This window comes from Microcoleus sp. S1D4, from assembly GCF_036700765.1.
GTDB lineage: Bacteria > Cyanobacteriota > Cyanobacteriia > Cyanobacteriales > Microcoleaceae > Microcoleus.
Genome location: NZ_JAUBPP010000003.1, coordinates 202,242 through 226,220 on the forward strand (window position 1 = coordinate 202,242; position 23,979 = coordinate 226,220).

19 protein-coding genes are annotated in these 23,979 nt (G+C 46.1%); 12 read left to right on the top strand and 7 right to left on the bottom strand.

Features of this window, described 5'->3' with window-relative positions; all coding sequences use genetic code 11:
- Positions 1–13 precede the first annotated feature (13 nt).
- A complete protein-coding gene (locus tag QT998_RS04870) occupies positions 14–3,034 on the bottom strand; it encodes an S-layer family protein (protein WP_333115585.1) in 3,021 nt (1,006 codons plus the stop codon).
- A gap of 99 nt (positions 3,035–3,133) precedes the next feature.
- A complete protein-coding gene (locus QT998_RS04875) occupies positions 3,134–6,061 on the bottom strand; it encodes an S-layer family protein (protein WP_333115588.1) in 2,928 nt (975 codons plus the stop codon).
- Between the two features lie 375 nt (positions 6,062–6,436).
- Here QT998_RS04875 and QT998_RS04880 point away from each other — a divergent pair, with 375 nt between their 5' ends.
- From QT998_RS04880 to QT998_RS04920, 9 genes are all read left to right on the top strand, one after another.
- On the top strand, positions 6,437–6,664 hold the full coding sequence (locus QT998_RS04880; RefSeq protein ID WP_333115591.1) for a hypothetical protein: 228 nt from the start codon (positions 6,437–6,439) through the stop codon (positions 6,662–6,664).
- Positions 6,664–7,056: a type II toxin-antitoxin system VapC family toxin gene (locus tag QT998_RS04885; RefSeq protein ID WP_333115594.1), complete on the top strand. Its 393-nt coding sequence runs from the start codon at positions 6,664–6,666 to the stop codon at positions 7,054–7,056. Before QT998_RS04880 ends, QT998_RS04885 begins: the two co-directional genes overlap by 1 nt.
- A gap of 131 nt (positions 7,057–7,187) precedes the next feature.
- Positions 7,188–7,418, top strand: coding sequence for a DUF433 domain-containing protein (locus tag QT998_RS04890; RefSeq protein ID WP_333044896.1), 231 nt, complete (start codon positions 7,188–7,190; stop codon positions 7,416–7,418).
- Positions 7,419–7,462: 44 nt separating this feature from the next.
- Complete coding sequence (locus QT998_RS04895) at positions 7,463–7,558, top strand: hypothetical protein (protein WP_333115745.1); 96 nt, start codon at positions 7,463–7,465, stop codon at positions 7,556–7,558.
- 28 nt (positions 7,559–7,586) lie between these two features.
- Entirely contained in the window at positions 7,587–7,748 is a 162-nt protein-coding gene (locus tag QT998_RS04900; RefSeq protein WP_333115748.1) for a DUF5615 family PIN-like protein, read from the top strand.
- A gap of 376 nt (positions 7,749–8,124) precedes the next feature.
- Positions 8,125–8,748, top strand: a complete 624-nt coding sequence (locus QT998_RS04905) for a hypothetical protein (protein ID WP_333115596.1) — start codon at positions 8,125–8,127, stop codon at positions 8,746–8,748.
- A complete protein-coding gene (locus QT998_RS04910; protein ID WP_333115598.1) occupies positions 8,742–10,166 on the top strand; it encodes a 7-cyano-7-deazaguanine synthase in 1,425 nt (474 codons plus the stop codon). Before QT998_RS04905 ends, QT998_RS04910 begins: the two co-directional genes overlap by 7 nt.
- 32 nt (positions 10,167–10,198) lie before the next feature.
- On the top strand, positions 10,199–11,392 hold the full coding sequence (locus QT998_RS04915) for an ImmA/IrrE family metallo-endopeptidase (protein WP_333115600.1): 1,194 nt from the start codon (positions 10,199–10,201) through the stop codon (positions 11,390–11,392).
- Positions 11,393–11,411: 19 nt separating this feature from the next.
- Positions 11,412–11,963, top strand: a complete 552-nt coding sequence (locus QT998_RS04920; RefSeq protein ID WP_333115601.1) for a hypothetical protein — start codon at positions 11,412–11,414, stop codon at positions 11,961–11,963.
- Between the two features lie 73 nt (positions 11,964–12,036).
- Here QT998_RS04920 and QT998_RS04925 read toward each other — a convergent pair whose 3' ends face one another.
- Positions 12,037–14,166, bottom strand: a complete 2,130-nt coding sequence (locus QT998_RS04925) for a ShlB/FhaC/HecB family hemolysin secretion/activation protein (RefSeq protein ID WP_333115602.1) — start codon at positions 14,164–14,166, stop codon at positions 12,037–12,039.
- A 48-nt stretch (positions 14,167–14,214) separates the two neighbouring features.
- Between QT998_RS04925 and QT998_RS04930 the strand changes: the two genes are divergently transcribed.
- Positions 14,215–14,391 carry a hypothetical protein gene (locus QT998_RS04930; protein ID WP_333090997.1) on the top strand — a complete coding sequence of 59 codons (177 nt, stop codon included), beginning with the start codon at positions 14,215–14,217 and terminating at the stop codon, positions 14,389–14,391.
- A 233-nt stretch (positions 14,392–14,624) separates the two neighbouring features.
- On the opposite strand, the gene QT998_RS04935 is transcribed toward QT998_RS04930, so the two are convergent.
- The 3 genes from QT998_RS04935 to QT998_RS04945 form a co-directional block, all read right to left on the bottom strand.
- On the bottom strand, positions 14,625–15,629 hold the full coding sequence (locus tag QT998_RS04935) for a protochlorophyllide reductase (RefSeq protein ID WP_333115605.1): 1,005 nt from the start codon (positions 15,627–15,629) through the stop codon (positions 14,625–14,627).
- A 242-nt stretch (positions 15,630–15,871) separates the two neighbouring features.
- A complete protein-coding gene (locus QT998_RS04940) occupies positions 15,872–16,990 on the bottom strand; it encodes an alkene reductase (protein WP_333115607.1) in 1,119 nt (372 codons plus the stop codon).
- 198 nt (positions 16,991–17,188) lie between these two features.
- Positions 17,189–18,832 (bottom strand): RluA family pseudouridine synthase, encoded by a 1,644-nt coding sequence (locus tag QT998_RS04945; protein WP_333115609.1) that lies wholly within the window; start codon positions 18,830–18,832, stop codon positions 17,189–17,191.
- A gap of 256 nt (positions 18,833–19,088) precedes the next feature.
- On the opposite strand from QT998_RS04945, the gene QT998_RS04950 reads away from it, so the two are divergent.
- A complete protein-coding gene (locus QT998_RS04950) occupies positions 19,089–20,771 on the top strand; it encodes a tetratricopeptide repeat protein (protein ID WP_333091006.1) in 1,683 nt (560 codons plus the stop codon).
- Positions 20,772–21,401: 630 nt separating this feature from the next.
- Positions 21,402–22,013, top strand: a complete 612-nt coding sequence (locus QT998_RS04955) for a hypothetical protein (RefSeq protein WP_333091008.1) — start codon at positions 21,402–21,404, stop codon at positions 22,011–22,013.
- 370 nt (positions 22,014–22,383) lie between these two features.
- On the opposite strand, the gene egtD is transcribed toward QT998_RS04955, so the two are convergent.
- Complete coding sequence (gene egtD, locus QT998_RS04960) at positions 22,384–23,427, bottom strand: L-histidine N(alpha)-methyltransferase (protein WP_333115612.1); 1,044 nt, start codon at positions 23,425–23,427, stop codon at positions 22,384–22,386.
- Positions 23,428–23,979: the final 552 nt, after the last annotated feature.

Sequence of the window (23,979 nt, forward strand, 5' to 3'; positions counted from 1 at the left end):
ACCTGAAGATTACCTATTGAGGTACGCAAACACCCGTCGGTTTCGGACTGCGAAGAGATGCACCACCACCTGAATTATAGGCTACCAGCGTTACTTGTCCTCGATCGTCGATTACCCAAGCTTGAGCGGGAATAATTTCTGTTGGCCGAACTTCTATGGATGCTAGGGGGCCTTCTACTGGCTGACTTCCACCTAACGCTGGTTCCACCCACGGAAACGGCGCAGATTCGCTGCTGAGAACATCATTAGGACTTGGTGGCACTCCCCCTTTCCCGGTGACGGTAAACTCGTTCTCGCCCCCTTCCAGACAGGGATTTGCAGCAATTAACGCCGCCCGATCGACCAAATTTTGCGGCAGTTCCACTAAACCTTGAGCGGGATTCACCCCAGAGGCGCTGAATGTTACTGTCCCTTGCAAAGCCGGGCCCCCACTTTGGGAAATCGCCGCAATATCGCTGGTAGGAACTAGAGAAGTAGGACTTACTTGCAAATCTGCAAATTGAGCATCTGTTAATCCCAAAGTACCTCGAACCTGTTCGCGGTTAACGGCGCTAAAGCCGAAAACATTGGGGACATTAATATTAACGCGGCCACCGGCGGCCGATCGCGCATTAGCAGTAATATCGCTATTTTCCTTGGGTAAAGCCACCAAAGTATCGCTATTAATCCTGATATTGCCACCATCAGAAATACCAGCATCGGTAGTAATTCTGCTCCCGCGTCGCAACTGGATATCTTGCGCCCTGATATTAATATTTCCCCCACCGCCAGAGTCAGTTGTACCGTCAATACTGGCTTTGTTATCCAAGGCAATTGAGTCAGTTACAACATTAATATTTCCTGCGCTTCCCCTTCCTAAAGACTGAACGCTAACCGTTGCTCCATCCCGGATACTCAATCGATTCGCATTCAGATTCAATGAGCCAGCATTCCCCGTAGCGTTGGGATTGACCAAAACAAACGCCCTACCAGCCGAAGCCTCAATTCTACTGCTCAACCCACTGTTACGCCCGATACCTTGCACTTCTATGCGATCGACATAAATTGTAATATCTCCCGCATCTGCTGCGCTCAAAGAAGCCGCAGAAATAATACCCCCATTTTTTACAGTGAGCATGGGCGTAGAGAGGCGGATATCTCCACCCCTAGCAGAGCTTGTACTTTGAGTACCCAGAGAACTCGCTGCGAAGCCCGCATCCCCTAAAACTCCAGACACGCCGCTCACTTCTATCGACTCTGAAGCTCTGATAGTTAAATTTCCTCCAGGCCCCCCACTGGTAGAAAACACGGTTTCGCCAATAATCGAACCCGTAGATAAAGTAATTGAGGCTCCATCAGAAACAGTCAGCCGCTTAGTGTCGATGGTAATATCCCCAGCTTTCCCATTCCCATCGAAAGAGTTGGTGCCGAGGATAGTTTGCGCCGTACTTCCAGGGAGACTCCCCGACAATTCTACAGATTCAGAAGTTTTAATGGCGATATTCCCCGATGCTCCATCACTGCGGCTGATAGTTACGAGATTGGATCCACCGCGCATGATTAACCGTTGAGCCTCAACAGTTATGCTGCCGCCAGAGCCGATACTTCCGCGATTTGTTCCGCTGCTGAGCGCAGAACTGACGAGTTCAACGGTGTTAGCACGGATATTCAGATTTCCGGCCTTTCCAGGACTAAAAGTGACTGTACCGCCCAGTACCCCATCGCGCAGAAGCAGCCGTCCAGTGTCAATGTTAATCTCTCCGGCGGCTCCACTGCCAGCAGTACCAGCACTCAGAACTATTTGCGGGTCAAAAGGGTTGAACGTTCCAGAGGGTAGATATTGGCTATAAAACCGCTGATAGCCTTCAATTCCCAGCCCGCTCATTTCTACTGAGTCAGTAGCGTGGATATTTAAATTGTTCCCCTTCCCATCTCCCAATGTGGCGGTGAGAATTTGCGACCCTTTATCTACTCGCAAGTTTTGGGCATTAATATCAATACTTCTGCCATCAATATTTCCCAATGTTAGGCTATAAATTCCCGAACTACTGACGGTGACATTTCCACCCCTGATGTCAATTTTCCCGCCTCCTAATCCGCTGGTATTTATAAATGCGCCGTTCATTTCAATATTGCCGAAGCTCTGAATACTGCTATAGTTTAAATTCAAACCTAAAGCTGTTGGTTCAAATTGCACTAAACCTGGACTTTTCACACTTCCCAGTAATATTTGTCCGGTATAAGCTGTTAAATTTCCTCCTTGCAGTTGAATGTCACCGCCAATTAATGCTAAGGTTTGACCGGGGTCTACAGCTAAACCAAGTTTGTTTGAAGTAGGAATTTCTACGGGCAATGGCGGTAAGGTTGGTGTGGTGCCGATTGCTTGGGAAGTGTTGACAATTGTACCAGAATTTTCTCGAAATCTTAAACCCACAGGAATATTAATCGCTAACAATGGCACTGTATTAGCATTAGCTGCACTAAATTCAAACCCATTATCAAAGAGAACACCGCTACCAGTTGAACCGATAAATGAACCGCGCAAGTCTAACCTCGCATTGGGGCCAAAGACAATTCCTTTGGGATTAAGTAAAAATAAATTGGCATTGCCTTGCACTCCCAACACACCTAAAATATTGGAAGGGTTGCCACCAGTAACGCGGGTAAAAATATTAGCAATCCCATTAGGATTATCAAAATAGGTAGCGCGTCCTTCACCTACATTAAATTCTCGGAAACTGTGAAAGAGATTAGAACCACGAGTTGCACCGCCAGTGATTCTATCTAAGGGTAAATTATTGATAGTGTCGGGAACAGTGCGCGAACTTTCTGCACCCAAGCTGCTGTCGGGGATGATTTGGCCAATCGCGCTTCCGGGAAAAAAGCACCAATAACCACTCAAAAGTAACAGGTAAATAGCTCCTGAAAAATAGCGATTTTCTGTAGAGTTAAGTACCGATATCGGGTAGGGACAAGGCACTGCTGCCTTCCTACTGTATTTCATCCACTTGAAAACTGAAATATAGTATTTTTCTCGGCTTTTTAGCTGAGTCATGCTGCTTAATTCCCACAATTATAGATTTTGAAAAAACATAATTAACCTTTTGTTAGCTGACATTCGGAGATAATTTTTCCAGCATCAGCTATTTTCAGGTCATCGGGACTGACAAACCGAAACAGGATGCCTCGTGCGCTGTGGAAATTGACCCGCAACTTCCGCAGCCACCAGCGTAACTTCCCCTTTTGCATTCATCACCCAACCGCGCGCCGGAACAACTTCCTGAGCTTTTTTTTCCGTTTCTTCCCTCGAACTTCTATCCGTAACATCCCTTAAATCCGTTCCAGAATTCGCTGCCGAAGTTCCTTCTTCCACCCACTGAAACGGTGCAGATTCGCTGTTGAGAACATCGTTAGGACTCGGTGGCACTCCCCCTTTTCCACTGACTGTAAACTCATTTTCGCCCCCTTCGAGACAGGGATTTGCAGCAATTAATGCCGCCCGATCGACCAAATTTTGCGGCAGTTCCACTAAACCTTGAGCGGGATTCACCCCAGAGGCGCCGAATGTTACCGCCCCTTGCAAAGCCGGGCCCCCACTTTGGGAAATCGCGGCGATGTCGCTACTCTCAAGTAGGGAAGTAGGACTTACTTGCAAATCGGCAAATTGAGCGTCATCCAGATTCAACCTGCTTCTGACTTGTTCGCGAGTAACTGCACTAAAGCCAAAAACACTGGGGACATTGACGCTGACGCGCCCGCCGGCTGCTGTGCGGGCGTTAGCGGTGATGTCGCTGTTGTCTTGGGGGAGGGCGACAAGAATGCCGCTGTTGATGTTGATGTTGCCGCCGTCAGAATTGCCCGCATCGGTGGTAATTTGACTGTTGCGGCGCAATTGGATGTCTTGCGCTTGCAGGTTAATATTTGCACCCGTACCCGATACTGTCGTGCCGTCTATTCTCGCTTTGTTGTCGAGGGCGATCGACTTTGCGACAACATTAATATTACCAGCGCGTCCGGTTCCCGTAGCCTGCACCGTGATGGTAGCTCCATTTGCGACAGTTAGTCGATCGCGCGCCGTCAGATTCAACGAGCCAGCATTTGCTGTAGCATCGGGATTAGTACCGAATGTCTTACCAACCGAAGCATCTATTGTACTGACAAACAAACCGTTATTGCCGCTGCCGCTGACTTGAATGCGATCGGCATTCACAGTAATATTCCCCACATCTCCCCTACCCAAAGAACTCGTAGAAACTATCCCCCCATCCCGCACAATGAGGCTGGGCGTATCAACACGAATATCCCCGCCCCGACTAGAACTCAAAGTTCCAGAAGTCAGCGCGCTAGCATTCTGAATTCCGCTAGTCAAAACTTGAGAAATACCTGAAATTTCTACTGATTCAGTAGCCCTAACTGTTAAATTTCCAGCAGGCCCGCCATCCTGAGAAAACAAAAACCTGCCAACTAAAACACCCGTTCCTAATGTAAACGCAGAACCGTCAGAGAGACTCAACCGCTTCGTCTCAACATTAATATTCCCCGCAGGGCCGGTAGAACCGATAGTTAGTGTGCTAATTCCAGTTGACACAACTGTTCTCGGGCCGCGGTTAGACAATTCGATTGATTCAGCAGCTTTAACATTAATACTCCCAGACGGGCCGCTGCTGTAACTCGTAGTACCCAGAAGAGAACCGTCGCGCATAATTAATCGACTGACATCAACAGTAATGCTTCCTCCCGCGCCGGTACTTTCTTTCGCCGTCCCGTTATTGACTCCAGAACCCACCATCTCAAAAGTATTGGCGCGAACAATCAAATTGCCGCCCCTTCCACTACCAAAAGTTATCCCGCTACCGAGTACCCCATTGTTGAATAGCAAGCGTCCGGTGTCGAAGGTAATACTCCCCCCAGCACCAGCACCAGCACTAGCATTAAACAGCGTAAATAGCGGATCGAACGGGTCTGTGGTTCCCGATACCAGGTATGTAATTGCGACCTGTTGAAAGGCATCAACTCCCAGCCCGCTCATTTCTATTGAATCAGCAGCGCGCAAGTTGATATTACCTCCGGCACCATCTCCTAGAGTCAAAGTAGAAAATTGCGTGCCGTTTTGCGATCGCAATTTTTGGGCATCGATATCGATACCTCTACCATCAATATTGCCCAGTGTAATCGCATAAAATCGCGCAGCGTCGAGGGTGATATTGCCACCTTTTAACTCTATTCTGCCGCCACCGATGCCACTGGTATTTATGAGCGTTCCATCGGATATTTGAATATTGCCGAAGTTCTGAATCTTGTCATAATTTAAACTTAAACTCCCCTGCTGCGGGCCCGATGTCAGTGCCAAATTAACTAAACCGGGACTGGCTGCGCTACCGAGCAAAATTTGTCCGCCATTGGCGGTTAAATTGCCGCCTGGAATTTGGATGTCACCGCCAATCAGTGCTAAAGTTTGACCTGGGTCTACGGCTAAACCAACTCGATTAGTAATCGGAATTGGTACGGGAGATGCTGGCAGGTTGCTCTTTCCCGTCGCCGTCGATTGATTGACAATTGTACCGGGATTGTCTCTAAATCTTAAGCCAATGGGAATATTAACTGTTAATAGCGGTGATGTTTGCGGGTTGGTGCTGCTGAATTCAAAGCCGTTATCAAACACAACACTGTCAGCCGTTGAACCTACAAACGAACCGCGCAAATCTAACCGCGCATTTGGCCCGAAGACAATGCCTTTGGGGTTAATTAAAAATAAATTAGCATTGCCTAAAACTCCCAAAGTTCCTAAAATATTTGAGGAGTTACCGCCCGTGATGCGGGTAAAAATGTTAGCAATTCCGCTGGGATTGGCAAAATAAGCTCCCCGCCCTTCACGGATGTTAAATTCGCGCAAGCTGTGAAAGAGGTTAACGCCGCGAGCTGCCCCGCCAGTGATTCTATCGGAGGGTAAATTGTTGATAGTATCGGCAACTGTGCGCGAACTTTCCGGCCCCAGGGTATTATCGGGAATGATTTGGGCGAAGGTTTTCGAGGGAAATAGCAATAAGAAAGCAAACAGTAGGCCGGAAGACAGGCGAGACATAGCTTAAATCCTGTTAGATAAATAATATCGTTTCCGGTTCCATCGGAATTATATATTTGGATCGTATCAGTGCGATCGCCCCAGTGTTCGCGACCCAAGTAGCGAGGCCGCCACTTAATAAAAATTGACAGTCAGCGTTAATGATAACTGACAAATTTGCCAGCTCCGCAGCCGTAGGCTAATATTTGGCAAAGATCGAGAAGACAATGAAAACTTGTCGCCCAAGTTACCGAAACCACAGGAAATATGCCAACTTGTAGGGTGCTTAGTGGTGTGATGGCTCTTACGAAGCTGTCATGGAGGGAATCAAGCTGGTCATGGAAAACGCAATCGTTCATACTAGACGGTAGACACCTTCAATCTTAGGAGCCGTCTATGTTACTACAAGAAGTCAAGGAACACGTTTTCAAACTGCCACCGAGCGATCGCCTTGCGTTAGTGGGTGCCATCATTGAGTCCTTACAAGATCGGCGAGTTACCGGGGTCGATCGTGCTGGTGCGATTCAGCGGATGCGAGGCTTGCTAAAGACAGACCAACCCGCACCGACAGATGAGGAGGTGGCTGCAATGTTGGAAGCGCGACGGGTGGAGAAGTATCTTTAGTGAGAGTTTTAATTGATACCAACATTGTCCTAGATTTTCTGTTACAGCGAGAGCCATTTTTCCAAGACGCAGAGTTGTTGTTTCAAGCGATCGATGCTGGGCAACTCATCGGTTATGTTACGGCGACAACGCTCACGGATATTTTCTACATTTCTCGCAAACATACTCGCAGCGTTGAGCAAGCACGGCAAGCGGTTTCAGAAACGCTGACTGCTATGGTCATTTGTCCTATTGATCGAGCCGTTTTGGAATCAGCTTTCAACTCTGGTTTGGTTGATTTTGAAGATGCTGTTCAAATTTTTGGTGCAGTTGCTCAAGGGTTGGATGCGATTCTGACCCGCGATAATAAAGGTTTTTTGAGTTCGCCTATATCTGTTTTATCCATTCAATAATTGTTGCAGCAGTTAGGGACATAGAATAGGGGTTAAATCGTATTAAAAACAAGATTAACAACCTTGCCAGATCCGCAGCCATAGGCTAAGATTTTGCAAAGGTCGAGAACACAATCTTACCAAGCTTTTTTATGAACTACCGCAACCACATCACGATCGAAGCAAATAAACGCGGTGGTAAGCCTTGTGTACGCGGCTTGCGAATTACGGTTTATGAAGTGCTTGAGTACCTGGCTTCTGAGATGACCGAAGCAGAAATTCTTGATGATTTTCCCGATCTGACGCGAGAAGATTTAAAAGCCTGCATTGCTTATGCTGCCGATCGTGAGCGTCGGTTTATGACTGCTCCCTTATCCGCATGAAATTACTTTTTGATTAAAACTTGTCGCCCAAGTTGCCGAACCGTTTGAGCGATATTTTCCCAAATTCGCTTCACGTTCGAGATATGGGAATGAAAGCAACGATCGACCCAATAGTTTGGGATTATGCATTCATACAATAATTTGATGATTGTCTCAAAAGACGCGGATATGCACGACCTGAGTTTAGTATTTGGGAATCCACCGAAAGTTATTTGGCTTCGCCTTGGAAACTGTTCGACATTGCAAGTTGAAAATTTGCTACGTCGGGATTTTAACGCGATCAAATTATTTTATGAAGACGAGAATTTATCGCTGCTTGCTTTATCATAATGCACCGATGGCTTTGGGCCTCTTTCCACGGTTTTTACCAAGGTCGAAAACAGAATGGCGATCACCCGATCTGCTGTTTTTCAAGTGTTCACGAGAATAAATCTTGTTGATTCTCGTGAGAGAACACCTAGAATGAAGTAAATACGTCTGATCGCACCTTGACAGGGCTGGCAATTCCTAGGCTGTAGTGTTGGTCATCGATCCAGTTTAGTGGACGATCACCCATATGTTGTAGAGACTTAGACCGCGAATACAGTCGATCGGCTTACGCATTAACCTGACATTTTATAGTTTTTTTACTTTTAGTTATTGACAATGTCAGGTTAATGCTCTAAATTGAGGGTGTAAGCAAACTCCTATTTTTGGAGCACGGAACATGGCTGATGGAGATATTTTCCGCAATGGGCTTGGGTACTATAAAAAGCTATATGAGTCGCTCTGTGAGGGGAAAGCGAGTATCGATGAGTGTACTCGGATGGCGATCTCAGCACTGAAGCAAGATCTTCAAAAAAAAGGCAATCTACCAATTGTTCTTGCCCAACAGATGGGTGAAAGGTTGTCCCAGGTTATTGACATCGCGGGCGCGAATAACTCTGTTGACTGGGGTATTGCGAATAGGGAAATAGAAAAAATACTTCAAGTTAATGGAAGGCATGACGTTAAAGAGCTTATTCTTTGCGCTGGAAAGACTTTCCTACATGAGCTTAGGTATGGCAACGATCGAGGATTAACTGCTAATAGTATTTCGGAATCAATTTTGGGGCAATACATGACCACAGTCCTGGAATCAGGGTTTCATGGTCGTATACCACTAACCGATGAACATCTTGCAGGGATGAATGATCGAACTCTTAAACAACTAATTCAAGAAATTCAGCCTGCGGTTGTTTCTGCGATCGGTAATTGGGCAAATAAGGCAAATATCGATGGAAGTGTAACCAAATTACGACTACCACGCCGTAAAGTAAATCCAGTAGATATGGATGAAGACCTATGCTAACAATGAAGAAGGAATTTCATGCTCACGATAGTGATTACACACTAGATTTTGGCTCTGGGGTAAATAATAATGGGTGTATTCAGTTTACAGATCATGCTACTAAAAAGGAGAGTTCTATTGGAATTACGATAGACGATGAAGAATTCAACTACCGAGTCAAGCAAGAGTTTCCATCTGTAGTTGCTGATCTAATCGATCTGGCTGTTGCAATCCATTTCGCAGATCGTCTTGCATTTCAAAATCTACGCCAAGATCAAAGTCGCATTTATGTAAAACTAGCAGTCCGTCATCCTGAAATAATGAATACTGAATTATTTCGATCTCAGCTAGAAATTTTGCTTGAATGGGCTACTGGAAGTCTATGGTTGTTTGACTTCCAAAAGAGATCAGATTCAGAACGTTCTGTTGTTCGCCAACCATCTTTGCCCGTAGCATCTCAGGATTGTGAAGTGGCTATGTGGAGTGGTGGTCTTGATGCCTTTGCTGGTCTCTATCAACGTTTGCGATCGCATCCAGAAAAGTCATTTTTACTTTTTGGCACTGGAGGTAATGTTAACGTTCACAAGCTACAGGAAGATACAGAAAAACAAATTAGATCTATTTTTCCAAATCGTTGTACTTTATACCGAGTTCCAATTCGCTTCTTTGATAGCAATGCAGTTAGAAAAAACAAAATTACCCGCGCAAGAGGTGTTGTATTTGCGATGCTGGGTGCTGCCTGTGCATCTTTAATGGGGCGACAAGATCTTTGTTTTTATGAAAACGGAACTGGTGCAATTAATCTTCCATATCGCGAATCTGCGTTGGGATTAGATCACACCAGATCGGTTCATCCATTGACTTTGCTGAAAGTGAGCGATCTCATCTCAGGGCTTCTAGGAGAGGCATTTCGGGTCTGGAATCCATTCCTATTCTCAACTAAATCTGAAATGTGTCAGATATTAGCAGAAGATGTGACGGGTAGACTATCTTCGCAAACAAAGTCATGCGACAGCCCCCACAGACATAATATCAGTCAGTGTGGATATTGCTCCTCTTGCCTTTTACGACGACAAGCTCTTAGTGCTGCTAAAATAGAGGATAAGACTCGATATCTAATATTACATGGAAATTATTCACCAGCGAAAGATCCAAGTGAGAGTTTACGACATATGCTCGCACAAGTTGAGACGCTACGATGCTTACTCAATCGACCTAATTCACATAAGGTTCAGTGGGAAGCGTTAACTCGTAAATTTCCGATCATCGATGATATTGTCGATCAATGTTCAGTCGTAGAAAAGTTGACCACTCTTGATATGCAGAGCAAGTTAATTAGACTTTATCAAAACTATGTCGCTGAGTGGGATGATGTAAAGTCTCAACTATCAGTCAACCTCATTAAGAATACGGAGAGTGAGTCGTTATATCGAAACTAGTCGATCGCTTAATAAGATTAAGGAAAACTGTAATGGCTACTAATATATTAGACAACATCGATCTAGGGAGATTGGGGGCACTCCTTCAACAAGCCCGCAAAAGCTGTGACATAACTCAAGCTCAAGCAGCCCAGATTATTGATACTGCAAGAACAACTATTGTTGCAATTGAGAAAGGAGAACGCCGGATCAAAGCAACCGAACTGATTAAACTCGCCCGTGCTTATGGAAAAGCCATCGGCGATTTCGTTCAGCCTCGTGCTGTTACAGAACCTTTTGAGGTTCAATATCGCTCGGCATTTGGGCAGAATGAAGCTGAAGCAGCACGGATTAAACCCAGTATTTTGCGCTTAGAGGAACTGTGCCAAAACTATCTAGATCTAGAAGCGATGATGGATGCACCCTTACCTCGAAATTATCCACAAGAGTACAAGATCGATAATATGCCACTTGAGGCGGCAGCGGAAAGTATTGCCATCTCAGAACGTCAACGGCTTGGGCTTGGTGATGCACCTATTCCATGTCTGCGAGATATTTTAGAACAGAGTGTCGGATTACGAATTTTTTATATAGAGATGCCACCTAAATACTCAGGCATCTATAGCTACAACGAACAAATGGGTGGCTGCATTGCCATCAATGCTAGACATCCTGAAGAGAGAAAACGCTGGTCATTAGCACATGATTACCTACATTTTCTCGCTCATCGACGGAAGCCCATAGTTGATTTTGACGATCAGTATAAAAGGAAACCAGAGAGCGAGAGACTAGCAGACACTTTCCCTAATTATTTCCTAATGCCGACAAGTGATTTACTCAAGCGATTTAACGATATGCACCGTTCTCATGGCAAGTTTACTGCAACAAATTTATTCACTTTAGCTCACCATTATGGAGTGTCTATTGAAGCTCTAATCTATCGGTTAGAATCAATTAAACTGTTACCATCTGGAACTTGGGAGCGTCTGCGTGATCGAGGATTAAAAGTCCGAAAAGTGCAACAGGAAATGGGTTTAGAACCTATCATGGAACGAATCGATATGGCTCCTATTCACTATCAGCATTTAGCGATCGAAGCACTAGATAGAGGGTTAATTACCGAAGGACACTTTGCTGATTTTCTTGGTGTCGATCGCCTGGAGGCCCGACGAATTGCAGAATCATTAAGCGAACATTCAAGTGGAATAATCGAAGAAGTTGCTGATTTAGACCTTTGTCAGGCGTAGGATAATTGGGTAATTAACGATGAATATTAAACAATCCCATATTGTTCTAGATGCCTGCTGTATTCTAAATTTCTATGCTTCGGGAAAATTTCTAGAAATATTGCCAGCTATTCCCGCTCAAATTGTGGTTGCTGAAGTTGTTAAATCGCAAGAATTAAAGACGCTTCAGCGGATTGAGAATGAGGAGAGTGAAGGTGCAATTTATTTTGACCAGGCGGTTCAAGAAGGTTTAATATCGATCGTAGATTTTGAATCGGAAGCAGAGGCAGAAACTTTCATCAACTATACTGCTCAAATGAGGGATGAAGGAGAATCTGCAACATTTGCGATCGCCTTTCACCGCGAATGGGCAGTTGCAACTGATGATAAGAGAGCGATCGCCTTTCTAAGAAAAGAGGCTCCTCACATCCAAATTGTATCAACACTGGAAGTAATTGAACATTGGTCGGAAAAATCAAATATTGACTCAGTAACATTAAAAGCCACATTGAGTGCAATTCGAGTTAAAGCGAGATATCAACCTCCTCGAAATCATCCTTTGCTGATTTGGTGGGAAACTGCAATGAAATAAATAAGGGTTCCCATTATGTGCAGCTTCATAAATAATTGGTATTACTTATCAATTTTGTAACCCAACTTAAAATTTAGAAAGCAAAGTAATTAATCCGAAAGTATAAGCCTTTTTCTTGGAAAGTTCGTGAAGCGGAGCTATCCCGTAGGGAATCGCCCGATCGAGCATTTATCAAAGGAATACCATAGTCGAGACGCACATTCAACCGATCGCCCATCTGCCAAATCAGCCCCAAACCCGCACCCAGGAGCTTATCAGAGTCAGGATTCGGTTTTTCTCCTGAATGGTTCCAGCCTACCCCAAAATCGACAAACGGAGCCACTTGTAACAATCCTTTGACTTGCGGCACCCGCCAAACCGGGATTCGCACTTCCGCACTGGCGATCGCACCGCTATCAGTTAACAGTAAATCTTGGCGATATCCGCGCACACTTTGAACGCCACCGATCCCGATTTGTTCGAGAGACAGCAGGGGGCGATCGGCTAATTGAATGTCGGAACGCACTATCAACAAGGTTTCCGGCGCTAACAGCCGCACGTACTGCGCTTGTCCGCGCCACGCCAGAAAACGGCTGTCAGGGCCGCTATTGTTCTCAGTAGCGCCGAACAAATTGGTACCGACGGAAAACTGCGATCGCGCCGCGATCACTTGTCGGGTATTTCGCTGCACGTATTCTTGAAAAAACCGCACCGCCGAAACCCGCGTTTCCCCGCGATCGTTTGCTCCCGCCGACAGCGCAAATGGTTCCCCCAACAGGAATGTATCGCTTTCTTGGCGCGATAAACTTACTCCCAAAGCTAAAGTGCGATCGGGCTTTTCGACAATCGGCTGGCGGTAAGTTAACTCGTAAGTGCGCGATTTACCCTCAATTTCTGCCGCAGCAAAGGGTTCCTCGATCACGTTGGTGCTCGCAGCACCCGCAGCAAACCGAATTGTGCCGTTGCGCGCGTTGACGGGAACTGTGTAGCTACCGTTAAATTCATTGCTACCGTCGGTGTTAGCGTAGGATACCTCCAATCCGTCGCCCAAACCCAGCAAATTTGCTTGATTGACGCGCACGCCGCGCCGAAAACTGCCGACGCTGGGCGATCGGTTGTTGTCTGCGAACACTTCGCCGCTGAGGCTGTCTGCTTCTTTAATCCGCACTTCCAATCGGCTGTTTTCCGGGCGGCTTCCGGCTTGCAATTCGGCGGAAATATTGGCAATTAAGGGGTCGAGTTGCAGCATTTGCAAGGCTTCCAGCAGCCGATCGCGATTGAGCGGCCTTCTGGTGGCGCGTTCGAGGCGCGATCGCACGTAACTTGAATTCAAGCGTCTGTTTCCAGTAATCACAATTTCATCTAACCCGCCTTCTACAATCCGAATTTTTACCACGCCTCCTTCCCTGGGAAAGCTTTGGTTGGCGGGAATTACAGCCCCGGAATTGATGTATCCGGCTGCTACGTATTTTTGAGTGACGGCTGCTTCGGCTGCGATCAGTTCAGCAAAGGTGATTTCGCGCCCCGCAAATTGCTGCGTAACTTCTGCCAGTTCGCGATCGCTAAAAGCCGTGTTGCCCTCAAATTCAAAGCGCTCCACCCGAATTGTACCCGGAATCCCCGGTCTGGTGTCGCCGGGAACAGGTGTTGCTGGGGTTGGCTGGAGGGGAGAGGGTGGAGGCGGTTCGGGGGTAATTGGTGCGGGAAATTCCGGCTCTCTCGGTTGAATTGGGTTGGGCAGTTGGCTGATATTGTTATCAGAATTGTCTGTACTCGCGATCGCGACAGGACTCGGTTCTAATTCCGATGTCACCGGATTTGAAATTAGTTGCGAATCTCGATCGCCCTCCAAACCCGTTTTTTGGGCGCTAATACTTTCTTCTAGCGGTTTACCTGAGTTAGAAAGCGCCGTTTCTTGAGTTTTGGCGATCGAGGTGCGATCGGCCCAATTGGCAACTTCTGACTGTAAATCGGGAGTTCCTGCAGGTATAATTGGTGGCAAAGCCGATCGCTCTGATGCTGGGGCGAGCAAGTCTTCGCGAGTGTCAAGATTAATATCAGTGATTCGCTCGTGTCGATCGCGATCGCTACTGACTGCGGTCAAATCCTCAACATTGGAGGTAAAAATTGCAACATGGCTAGCGGATGTTTTCGCTGGTTTTCCCAACCAAACTAAGCCAAAAATTCCAGCGATTAAAAAAAGTTTTTGCGATCGACAAGCCATAGGATCTAATTATCTCGAATAATTGGGTGAAAATCTTTTCAGGAACCCGTGCACCCTAAACTTAAAATTAATCTTAACCGCAAAAAAGCCAACAACCTTCGCCACCAAAAGTTTCGCAACGGCCAAAAACCCAAAAATCGCTCCGGTGTTCGTCCCCCAAAACTTACGCATCAACCGGATGCTGATCCGCAACAATATCTCGACATTCGATCGCCAACGGTATAAAAAATCGATTTATTCGATCGCCCAACCAGTGCTTTGAGGTTGATGGGGCGATCGTACCAATAGCAAAAAACCGGGTTTTTCATACGTTCACTTCGTCACAGCCCGCAGACAAAGTAAAAAACCCGGTTTCTGAGATTGTGGTGCACAAACTATCAACTACATCATGTCAAGTCGCTGACACAAACAGTTTGTAGTGCAAACGACCTGAGCCGGTTAGCAGTGCAGACACAATATTATGCCGATCGACCAGCACTAGCAGCACCCATTGGAGCCCCGTCAGTCAAACCCACCAACCGAGCGCTCAACTCCCACATCCGCTCGCCTTTCTCATCATCCCGCGCCTGCGGAGAAACCTTCTGCACAAAAGATTTGCCATCTTTTTTCTGACGATTTCCCCAACTCCAATAAGCGCCAGATTGCTTGTATTCGGGATCTGCAACCACCATCGCCAGCCTTTCCCCAGCCAACTCCTGCGACACATAACCCCCGGTAATATTCTTCTGAAACAGCGGGAACAGCTTCTGAAACAAAGGATAGTGATTGCGGAACAGCGGCGTATCCGCAACGCATCCGGGATACAGCGAAGTGAAATTAATCCCCGTCGATTCGTGAAAGCGGCGGTGCAATTCCCGCATCGTCAGCACGTTGCAAACTTTGCTATCTTTATAAGCCTTGACGGGTTCAAACTGCTTAGCGTCAACCATCGAAACCGGGTCTTTAAAACCCGCTTCAAAGCCCTCAAAATTTCCCAAATCCGGGCGCGGCGGAATCTTCCCGCCCAACTCGTCTGGATTGTGAGTCACGGTTCCCAAAATCACGATTCTCGCATCGTTATAGTAGGAAGGCTTCATATTTTCCATCATCAAGTTGCACAGCAGGAAATGACCGAGGTGATTCGTAGTCATCGTCAACTCGTAACCCTCCTGAGTCCGCAGCGGTTCCTTAATCAAAGGCATATAAATTGCCGCGTTGCACACCAAAGCATCGAGAGGCCTGCCGCTAGCCTTGAATTCCCTAGCAAACCGTCGCACGCTTTCCAAATCTCCCAAGTCAATTTGCATGATGGAGAAACTGCCTTGAGGTATGCCCAACTCTTGGGCTGCGTCTCCGGCTTTCCGCACGTCGCGACAGGCCATGACTACGTGCCATCCTTTGTCTGCAAGGGCTTTCGCGCCGTACAAGCCGACGCCGGAGGATGCGCCGGTGATGATAACTGTTGACTTGTGATTTTGTGCCATTTTCTTAAAAATACTTCGATCGCTATTGATTATTTTTGGACACTCTCAGCCTGAGCTAGTAGCTCGGATGTTTTGAGATGCCTTCAGTTTAATAGGATAGGCCCAAACGTTCTCGATCTCAACTTGGACGATGGGCGATCGACACCGGAGCACATTTTCCTACATTCAAAAGCACAGGTTTGTAGTGAAAACTTTAGTCCGCTAATTTTGATGCGGACTAAAGTCCGAACGATCAAACCTCATCAGGAAATAGCTTGAGATTCCTGATAAGTCGGGAAATCGATATAACCTTCAGGCCCAAAAGAATACCACACCCCAACTTCTGCAGGCGGATTGAGCGGCCAACCATTAGCGAAACGCTCTACCAAATCTGGATTGCTGATAAAATCGCGACCAAAAGCAATTAAATCCGCAACTTTGCTGCTCAAAGCCGTTTCAGCCTGTTCTTGAGTGTATCCGCAGTTGCCAATCAGCGGCCCGGCAAACACATCGCGAAACTCTCCTATCATCATCGGCGTTCCCAATTCGTGAAAGCCAAATGCCAGACCGTCCACCAAGTGAAGGTAAGCTAAATCATAGGCATTTAACTGCCCTGCGAAATACAGAAAATCTTCTCGATATTCTGGAGAACCCATATCATTGTAAACACCATTGGGAGAAAGTCTAACTCCCACTCTGTTTGCCGGAAATACTGTGATAATCGCCTCTACAATTTCCTTAAGAAAACGGTAGCGATTTTCGACTGTCCCACCATAGGAATCAGTGCGGTGATTGGTTCTGGTTTGCAGAAATGTGTCAATGAGATAGCCGTTTGCCGCGTGAATTTCTACACCGTCAAAACCTGCCATTTTTGCCCGTTCCGCCGCCTTGCGATAATCTTCTACAACCAGCGAGATTTCATCGGTTTCTAGAGCGCGGGGGGTTTGGTAGGGTTGTTTTCCCGCAGGAGTATGAATGCCTTCTCCGTTGATTTTGACGGCAGATGCTGCAACTGGCAATTGATTGTTTTCATGAAAACTGCTGTGGGAAGCTCGTCCGCAGTGCCAAAGCTGCATAAAAATCGGTGTTTCGCGGTCATGAACTGCATTCACAATTTGTTTCCAAGCTTCGCCTTGCTCGTCTGAATAAATACCGGGCGTATTCAGCCAACCGTTAGCTTGAGTAGAAACCACCGTAGCTTCTGTAATGATTAAACCAGCGGAGGCTCGCTGAGTGTAATATTCTGTCATCAAGGCGTTGGGCATCCGCGATTCACCGGCTCTGCTCCGCGTCAGGGGTGCCATGACTACCCGATTTTTTAAGGGTAAATCTCCGATTTTGAAGGAACTGAGCAGGAGTGGAGAGGTTGTTTGAGTGGTCATAATTTTGATATTTACTCAACTGAAGAATCAGGGAAATTACATAACAGTTAACAGTTAACTGTTAACCTAATTAAGGTGATATCTCCCGCACGGATTGTCGGGGATAAGCTTAATATAACTTGAATAGATCGCCTGGAATGCTCGCGGCATCACATATTGCCCGATCGATTAATGCTTGCTACACGATCGCCCGCGTGCTCAAAATGGAGTCGCCGCCTGTAAGTGCAGCCATTCTCCCGACTGCGGGTGTGCAAAAGAAAGTTCCCGCGCGTGTAAGTGCAATCGGCTAGCCTGTGCCCGACATCCGTAAAGTCGATCGCCCAAAATCGGTATTCCCAACCCTCCCACATCCGCTGCATGAACCCGCAACTGATGCGTGCGCCCCGTCAGCGGCAAAAACTCGACGCGAGTATGATTTCCCTCCCTCGCCATTACCTCAAAGCCAGTAACGCTGGGCTTTCCGCACTCCCAGTTCACTTGCTGGTAAGGGCGATTTTCGGGATCGCCCCAAAGTGGAAGTTCGATCGTCCCGGCATCAATTTTTACAGTCCCAGAAAGCACCGCTTCATAAACTTTGCGAACTTGTTTGTTAGCAAATTGGCCGCTCAATTGGCTGTGGATTTCTTTGTCGCGAGCCAGGAGCAAAATACCCGATGTTTCTAAATCCAATCGGTGAACATTCTTCAAATTCAAATCATCGTAAAAATAGTTTTGTAAGCGGCTTTGAACGCTATCTTGAGTATCTAAATATCGACCGGGAACTGATAGCAATCCGCAGGGCTTGTTGACAGCAATCAACCACTCATCTTGATAAAGAATCGGTAATTTTGATTTATTTTCACCCAATCCAGAAAGCAAAAAACCCATCAGCGGCTGACACCGATCGCCACAAGCACCATAAAATTCCCCTTGAATCTTATCTCCAGAACTCGGCCCCCACCAAAATTCTGCCATTGCTAGGGGTTTTAAATGATTTGCAGCAGCATAGTGCAGCAATTTGGGCGCGCAACAATCGCCCGTTCCCGTGGGAATAGCACCGGCAGGCATCAATTGCAAGAGCGATCGCGATTTACCCAAAAAATTCACCAGCGTATAGGCCGCGTGCATCTGCGCCTGAAGTTCGCGGGAAAGCTCTTTTCGCTGCTTTTTCAGCGCCCGCATCCGCTCATCGGCAGCTTCAATTAAGAGTTTTAGCGGCTGCAATGTTTCATCCCGCCGCCGTTTCAATTGCCTGCGTTCAATTTTCTCCAAACGGCTGGCTTGATTCAATTGTTCGAGAGCAATTGAGAGTGCTTCTGCTGCGAGAGTTTGAGACAGTAATTGGCGTTTTTGTTCTCGCTGTTGCTTGCAGTTTCGGTGCTGTTCGTTCAATAATTGCAATTGCAATTCAAACTCGCTCAATAAAGCTTGATACTCTTGTCGCTGCGGCAGTTGATTCAGTGCAATCAGTTCCTGTTTCATCGCTTCTAATTGAGTTAAGGCGCGCGCTTCCTCTCCTTGAACTCGCGATCGTCCCGGAATCGGCGGCACCCAGCCCTCCACAACGCTGCAACCGTTCAGCAGCCCGGAAAATGCTTTGAGTATCCCCTGTTCCCCCGAAGCCATCTCTACCAGCAATATGCCGTACATCTTGCCCTCGCGATCGTAGGAAGCGTCCGCAGCAAGGTACTGCATTAAACCCCTGGCGAGCTCCTCTGACATTCGAGTGCGGGGCAGTCTCAGCAGTTCGCCGCTTTGAGGACAATTACCTTGGTACCAATAATTGCAGGAAAGGTCGATCGACCTTGAATTGCGATCGGTAAAGCAGTCCGCAAAATCTAAAAGTCTGTGTACAGTTAGCATATGAAATTTATTTTGAAATCAGGATGACGAGATATTTGTTTGTTTCCCGACGGCATTTTACAGCCGAATACTGAAAGCGGGAACTGTGCATAATTTTATACATATAGATTTAAGTTGCTCTCAAGTAAATATAATTTGTGGCAGAAGACCTGATATGCTAAATTGGTTTCAAAACCGCAGCGAGTTAAGAACAGCATAAGTTAATATATAAGACCGCAAGCTTGTCAACCCACTAAATTTTTTATATGTAAGGCGTATGCCAGACCTCTCGACTTCAGCCACGGAAAACTCGTCAAACCCCCAACCAGCTCTACTGCCACCGATTTTAAGAATTGTGGCAGCATTTCCAGATTACGATCGGGGCAATAGATTGTACGCATCGGGAAGGTACGAAGCGGCGATCATTTGCTATGGAAAAGCGGTGCAAATTAAGCCGGACTGGGCCCGGGCGTGGCTGAATCTGGGCAAAGCTTACAAGCAACTGCACTCCTACGCAGAAACAGTGGCCTGTTGCGATCGAGCTATAGCAATTAATCCAGAAGAATATTGGGCTTGGATGCTGCGCGGGAGCGCACAGTTAAATTTACAGAATTACTCAGAAGCGATCGCGGCTTTCGACAAAGCAATTGAAATCAATCCAGAAAAGCACGAAGCTTGGTACCAGCAAGGCAGAGTTTTAGAGGAATTGCAGGAGTGGGATAAAGCAGCAAGCTGTTACAAAAAAGCCACCCAAATTCACCCAAATTTGCCCGCGATGTGGTGCCGGCAAGGCAACGTATTGCTGCAAGCAGAGCGCTACGCTGAAGCCGTGGCGGCCTACGAGCGATCGCTCAAACTCGTCTCGACTAATGCAGAAGCTTGGCTGAACCGAGGTTTGGCTCTGATGAAGGCCGAGCGCTACGCCGAAGCTGTAACTTCTTACGATCGCACCATTCAACTACAACCACAAAACAGTCTGGCTTGGTTCAATCGGGGTATTGCTTCAGCAAAACTGCACAAATACGGAGAAGCAGTCACAGCTTACGATCGCGTGCTGCAACTGCAACCCAACGATTGCGAAGCTTGGTTTTATAAAGGAATGGCGCTCAAACACCAGTGGCGCGATGGCGCAATTGCTTGTTTCGATCGCGCAATTGAAATTAATTCTTTTTATCCAGAAGTATGGATCGGGCGCGGTCAAACCCTGTCAGAATCGAGAGATTATGAAGAGGCGATCGCTGCTTTTGACAGAGCAATTCAAATTAATCCAAACTTCCCCGAAGCTTGGCTGGGTAGAGGCATCGCCCTAGCAGAATTGGAACGCTACAAAGATGCGATAATCGCTTACAGCAATGCCCTACAAATAGAAGGGAATTTTCTAGAAGCTTGGAATTTCCGAGGCGAAGCTCTAGAAAACTTGCAGCAGTACGAAGAAGCGATCGCCTGTTATGACAAAGTAATTTCTTTGAGTTCAGAAACAGAAATCACATCAAAAGTAGGATTGCAGCAAGGCGCGGCCCTGGAAAAATTGCAGCGTTACGAAGAAGCAGTCGCAGCTTACAACCGCGTAATTAAAATCGTGCCCGACAATTTTGAAGCTTGGTTGAAACGCGGCCACGCTCTATCAACTTTGCAGCAATACGAACAAGCTCTAGCATCCTACGATCGAGCAATTACTATCTGGCCCGATAGCTATCAAGGCTGGGTGCAGCGAGGTTTGCTGCTAGGGAAAATGCAGCGCTATTCCGAATCGCTCGTCGCATTTGACCAAGTGATTCAACTCAAGCCGGACAACTGGGAAGCTTGGGCACAGCGGGGCGACGTTTTGCAAAAATTGCAGCGGACTCAAGACGCCATGAACTCTTACGGAGTCGCCCTAGAAATCAAACCCGATTATTACGAAGCTCTAGTCAGTCGAGAAGAATTAAGGCTGAAGGACGCAATCACAGGAAAATGGTAATGGAGATGTTGAAACAAGCAGGAAAAAGCAAGGGAGACGTGCAATTATCTGTGAAAACAAACTCAGGAATTTTTAACAGCAAAAATATCTTTGTATAAGATTCAAAATGCTTTTAAAATCCATAAACATTGGAAAAAGCCAGTCAATTTTAGAGCCTTAGACTTCGCCATAAAAGTTTTAAATGGACTGTGCATATTAAGGCGTGCAGAATTAATTACACTTGCATTACTGCATAATATCATCTCCGGTCGATTACCATAACAAAAATAGTTGGTAGTGCGGAATGCGAGTCCCCTCTTATGTTGCGGACTCCAGCCCGCACGCGCGATCGAATCTTGTTGAAGTTAATCGATCGCACGCGATATCAAACTAATTCAAACAAAATAACTTAAGTTTTTCTACATTATAGTTATTTTCACGAAAAGCAAAAATCAAACCTAAAAAAATTAGGTTAGGAAAATTTTCATAGTTTTGATTGCTTAAAAATACCAGTAAGCTCAGCCACATCTGCAGAATGTGGGTTACAATAGCGGCAAAAGTGATATTGTTCACAAAAAAAAGAATCTTTAGTAAAAATTAGCCGATCGAATCAGCCAAACCAGCAAATGTATTGATTTTGCTTGAATAAAGATGTCTAACGTCTACAGCACGGCCCAACTCATTAAAATCCTCGAAGAAGAGCGCCAAGCCTGCTTGCACGGGCGACGTCTCAACTTGACTGAAACTCCTGCTACAGGGAATCCGGTGATCGATCGTTTTCTCAAATCTGAGGGCGTTCAAAAGTTTACTGCTTATCAAAATTTTAAGGCTGCGGTGCACGAATACCAGCGGGAACATCAAGTTTCTGGGATTGTCTGGCGGGAAATGGCGGTTAAAGGCAATACTCTGCGCTATCCGGCGGTGGATGATGAGTTGATAGCTTTACCGGTTGATTTGATTACTCTGACAGCAGCTAAGATTGCGATGTTAGAATTTTGGCAGCAGGTAACTGCGGGGATGGATTTGTATTTGAGTATTAACAGCGGGAAGGATTTTCGATCGATCGAGCCGGTGGATGTAGAGGCTCTAGCTCAGCGCACAGAATGGGCCAGTCTTTCAAAGTGGGAAAAGTTGGATTTTCTCGAAATTTTGTTGCAGTTGGGCTGGGGGAAGCCGGAGGAAGCCTATTACAAGCGGGGATGGCCGACATCGGGCAGCGAGTACATTCACGCAGTCAAACCCGGGCAGCGGCCGATTTGTTAATTAGTCAGTTGTCAGTTGTCAGTTGTCAGTTGACAGTTGTCAGTTGATAGTTGATAGTTGATAGGGCAATCCTAAATGAGTCGTAAACTTTTTACCCCACCCCAACTCTCCCCTTACCAAGGGGAGGGAATAAGAAATTCACAAATGATTTAGGATTGCTATAGTTGATAGTTGATAAGTAGGGGGCGTAGTAGACACAGCTTTAGTTTGTGGATCTCATACACGAACCCTAAAGTAATAATTCAGAAGTTAATGGATGCACTTACCATTTCAGAAACCGGGTTTATTGCGATATTTCTCGTTCCGGTTGTCAAAAATCGTAGAAACCCGGTTTCTTTCCCTCGCACTAACTAATGACAACTGCCCACAGTCAACTGTCAACTGTCAACTGACAAAGCATCAAACCAAACCACTGTTTTGGATCTGTCCAAACTTGCACCGACTTTAAACCGCGCTCAGAAAGTTCTTTCTTTACCGTATTCAGATTAAACTTACGAGAAATTTCGCTGCGGATAGTTTCTCCAGCGGCAAATTCTACCGTTAAATTGAGAGCGCGCAAGTTCGCGGTTTGCGCTTTCATACTTCTCAAGTGCATTTCAATTTGACATTCTTCTTGATTGTAAAATGCCCAATGCTCGAACTGCGCTAAATCAAAATTTCCTTCATACTTGCGATTTAAATGTCGCAGCATATTTAAGTTAAAGGCTGCTGTCACTCCTTGATTGTCATCGTAGGCCGGCTCTAAAATATCTTTAGATTTGTCTAGGTCAATTCCCAATAAAAAATATTCTCCTGGCTGCAATGCACCGACAATTTGCGAGAAAAATACATCGCATTCTTGATGGTTTAAATTGCCGAGGGTACTGCCTAGAAAGCAAATCATTCGGGTTGGCAACGGTGACGGTGCAATTTTAGCTAGGGCTAGTTCGTAAGTGCTGACAAGTCCGTGAATCTGGAGGGACGGATAATCTGTTAGCAGTTGACAAGCGCTGCTTTCTAGGATAGTCGGACTGATGTCGATCGGCAAATAGTGCAGGGGATATTGGAGTTGACTGTAAGCATCGAGGAGAATCCGAGTTTTGGTGGAACTGCCGCTACCGAGTTCGACGATTTCGCACGGGCCCGTCAAACGGGCGATCGCCCCTGCACACTCTTGCAAAATTGCCGTCTCCGTGCGTGTCACGTAGTATTCTGGCAACTGACAAATCAACTCGAACAGCTTCGATCCGCGATCGTCGTAGAAATACTTGGGAGGCAGGGTTTTAGGGTTTTGAGTCAACCCGCTAACGACTTCGCTACCTGCGTTGATTTCTGCGGGTGTGGGTGCTGTCGCGCTCACCAGTCGCTCTAAATGCAGGCGATTTTCCTTTGTTGAGGCTTGCTTTGCCGTCTCCGACAGTCTTGGGGATTTCATAAAGTTAAAATATAGGATGCACCAGTGGTTATAGCACAGGGTAGTGTTGCCAAAAATCAGGCTTAAGCCTGATTTTTTATGTCGCTCTCGGTTTTATATTTTCTCACTAAATGGCGATCGCTCCCCAAGTCAAAACTTAAAAAATCTCTACTATAATTAGAAAATATTTTATAAAAGTTTGTTACTGGATCTTTTTAGATTTGAAAGAAATTGGAAGTTTAGCTCAAAAAATATCGTTCCGAATTCACTCTCACTCAGTTTATATCTATCCGTAAAATAAGCCCGATAAGTTCGCAGTCAAAACTAAATTCCTTTGACTTCCATCGAGACTCAAGTCCTCATCTCAAATCCGTTAGTATCGGAATAGTAAGTTAACTGTTAACTGTTGACTGTTGACTGTTGTTATTTGTTATTTGTTGTTTGTTGTTTGTTATTTGTTGTTTGTTATTTGTTATTTGTTATTTGTTGTTTGTTATTTGTTGTTTGTTGTTTGTTGTTTGTTGTTTGTTGTTTGTTGTTTGTTGTTTGTTGTTTGTTGTTTGTTGTTTGTTG

Coding starts and splice junctions, on each gene's coding strand:
- QT998_RS04880 (WP_333115591.1), top strand. CDS start 6,437: ATGTTACTACAAGAAGTCAAGGAACACGTTTTCAAACTGCCACCGAGC.
- QT998_RS04945 (WP_333115609.1), bottom strand. CDS start 18,832: ATGCTAACTGTACACAGACTTTTAGATTTTGCGGACTGCTTTACCGAT.
- QT998_RS04925 (WP_333115602.1), bottom strand. CDS start 14,166: ATGGCTTGTCGATCGCAAAAACTTTTTTTAATCGCTGGAATTTTTGGC.
- QT998_RS04950 (WP_333091006.1), top strand. CDS start 19,089: ATGCCAGACCTCTCGACTTCAGCCACGGAAAACTCGTCAAACCCCCAA.
- QT998_RS04900 (WP_333115748.1), top strand. CDS start 7,587: ATGCACGACCTGAGTTTAGTATTTGGGAATCCACCGAAAGTTATTTGG.
- QT998_RS04920 (WP_333115601.1), top strand. CDS start 11,412: ATGAATATTAAACAATCCCATATTGTTCTAGATGCCTGCTGTATTCTA.
- QT998_RS04955 (WP_333091008.1), top strand. CDS start 21,402: ATGTCTAACGTCTACAGCACGGCCCAACTCATTAAAATCCTCGAAGAA.
- QT998_RS04935 (WP_333115605.1), bottom strand. CDS start 15,629: ATGGCACAAAATCACAAGTCAACAGTTATCATCACCGGCGCATCCTCC.
- QT998_RS04905 (WP_333115596.1), top strand. CDS start 8,125: ATGGCTGATGGAGATATTTTCCGCAATGGGCTTGGGTACTATAAAAAG.
- QT998_RS04870 (WP_333115585.1), bottom strand. CDS start 3,034: ATGACTCAGCTAAAAAGCCGAGAAAAATACTATATTTCAGTTTTCAAG.
- QT998_RS04915 (WP_333115600.1), top strand. CDS start 10,199: ATGGCTACTAATATATTAGACAACATCGATCTAGGGAGATTGGGGGCA.
- QT998_RS04940 (WP_333115607.1), bottom strand. CDS start 16,990: ATGACCACTCAAACAACCTCTCCACTCCTGCTCAGTTCCTTCAAAATC.
- QT998_RS04890 (WP_333044896.1), top strand. CDS start 7,188: ATGAACTACCGCAACCACATCACGATCGAAGCAAATAAACGCGGTGGT.
- egtD (WP_333115612.1), bottom strand. CDS start 23,427: ATGAAATCCCCAAGACTGTCGGAGACGGCAAAGCAAGCCTCAACAAAG.
- QT998_RS04910 (WP_333115598.1), top strand. CDS start 8,742: ATGCTAACAATGAAGAAGGAATTTCATGCTCACGATAGTGATTACACA.
- QT998_RS04875 (WP_333115588.1), bottom strand. CDS start 6,061: ATGTCTCGCCTGTCTTCCGGCCTACTGTTTGCTTTCTTATTGCTATTT.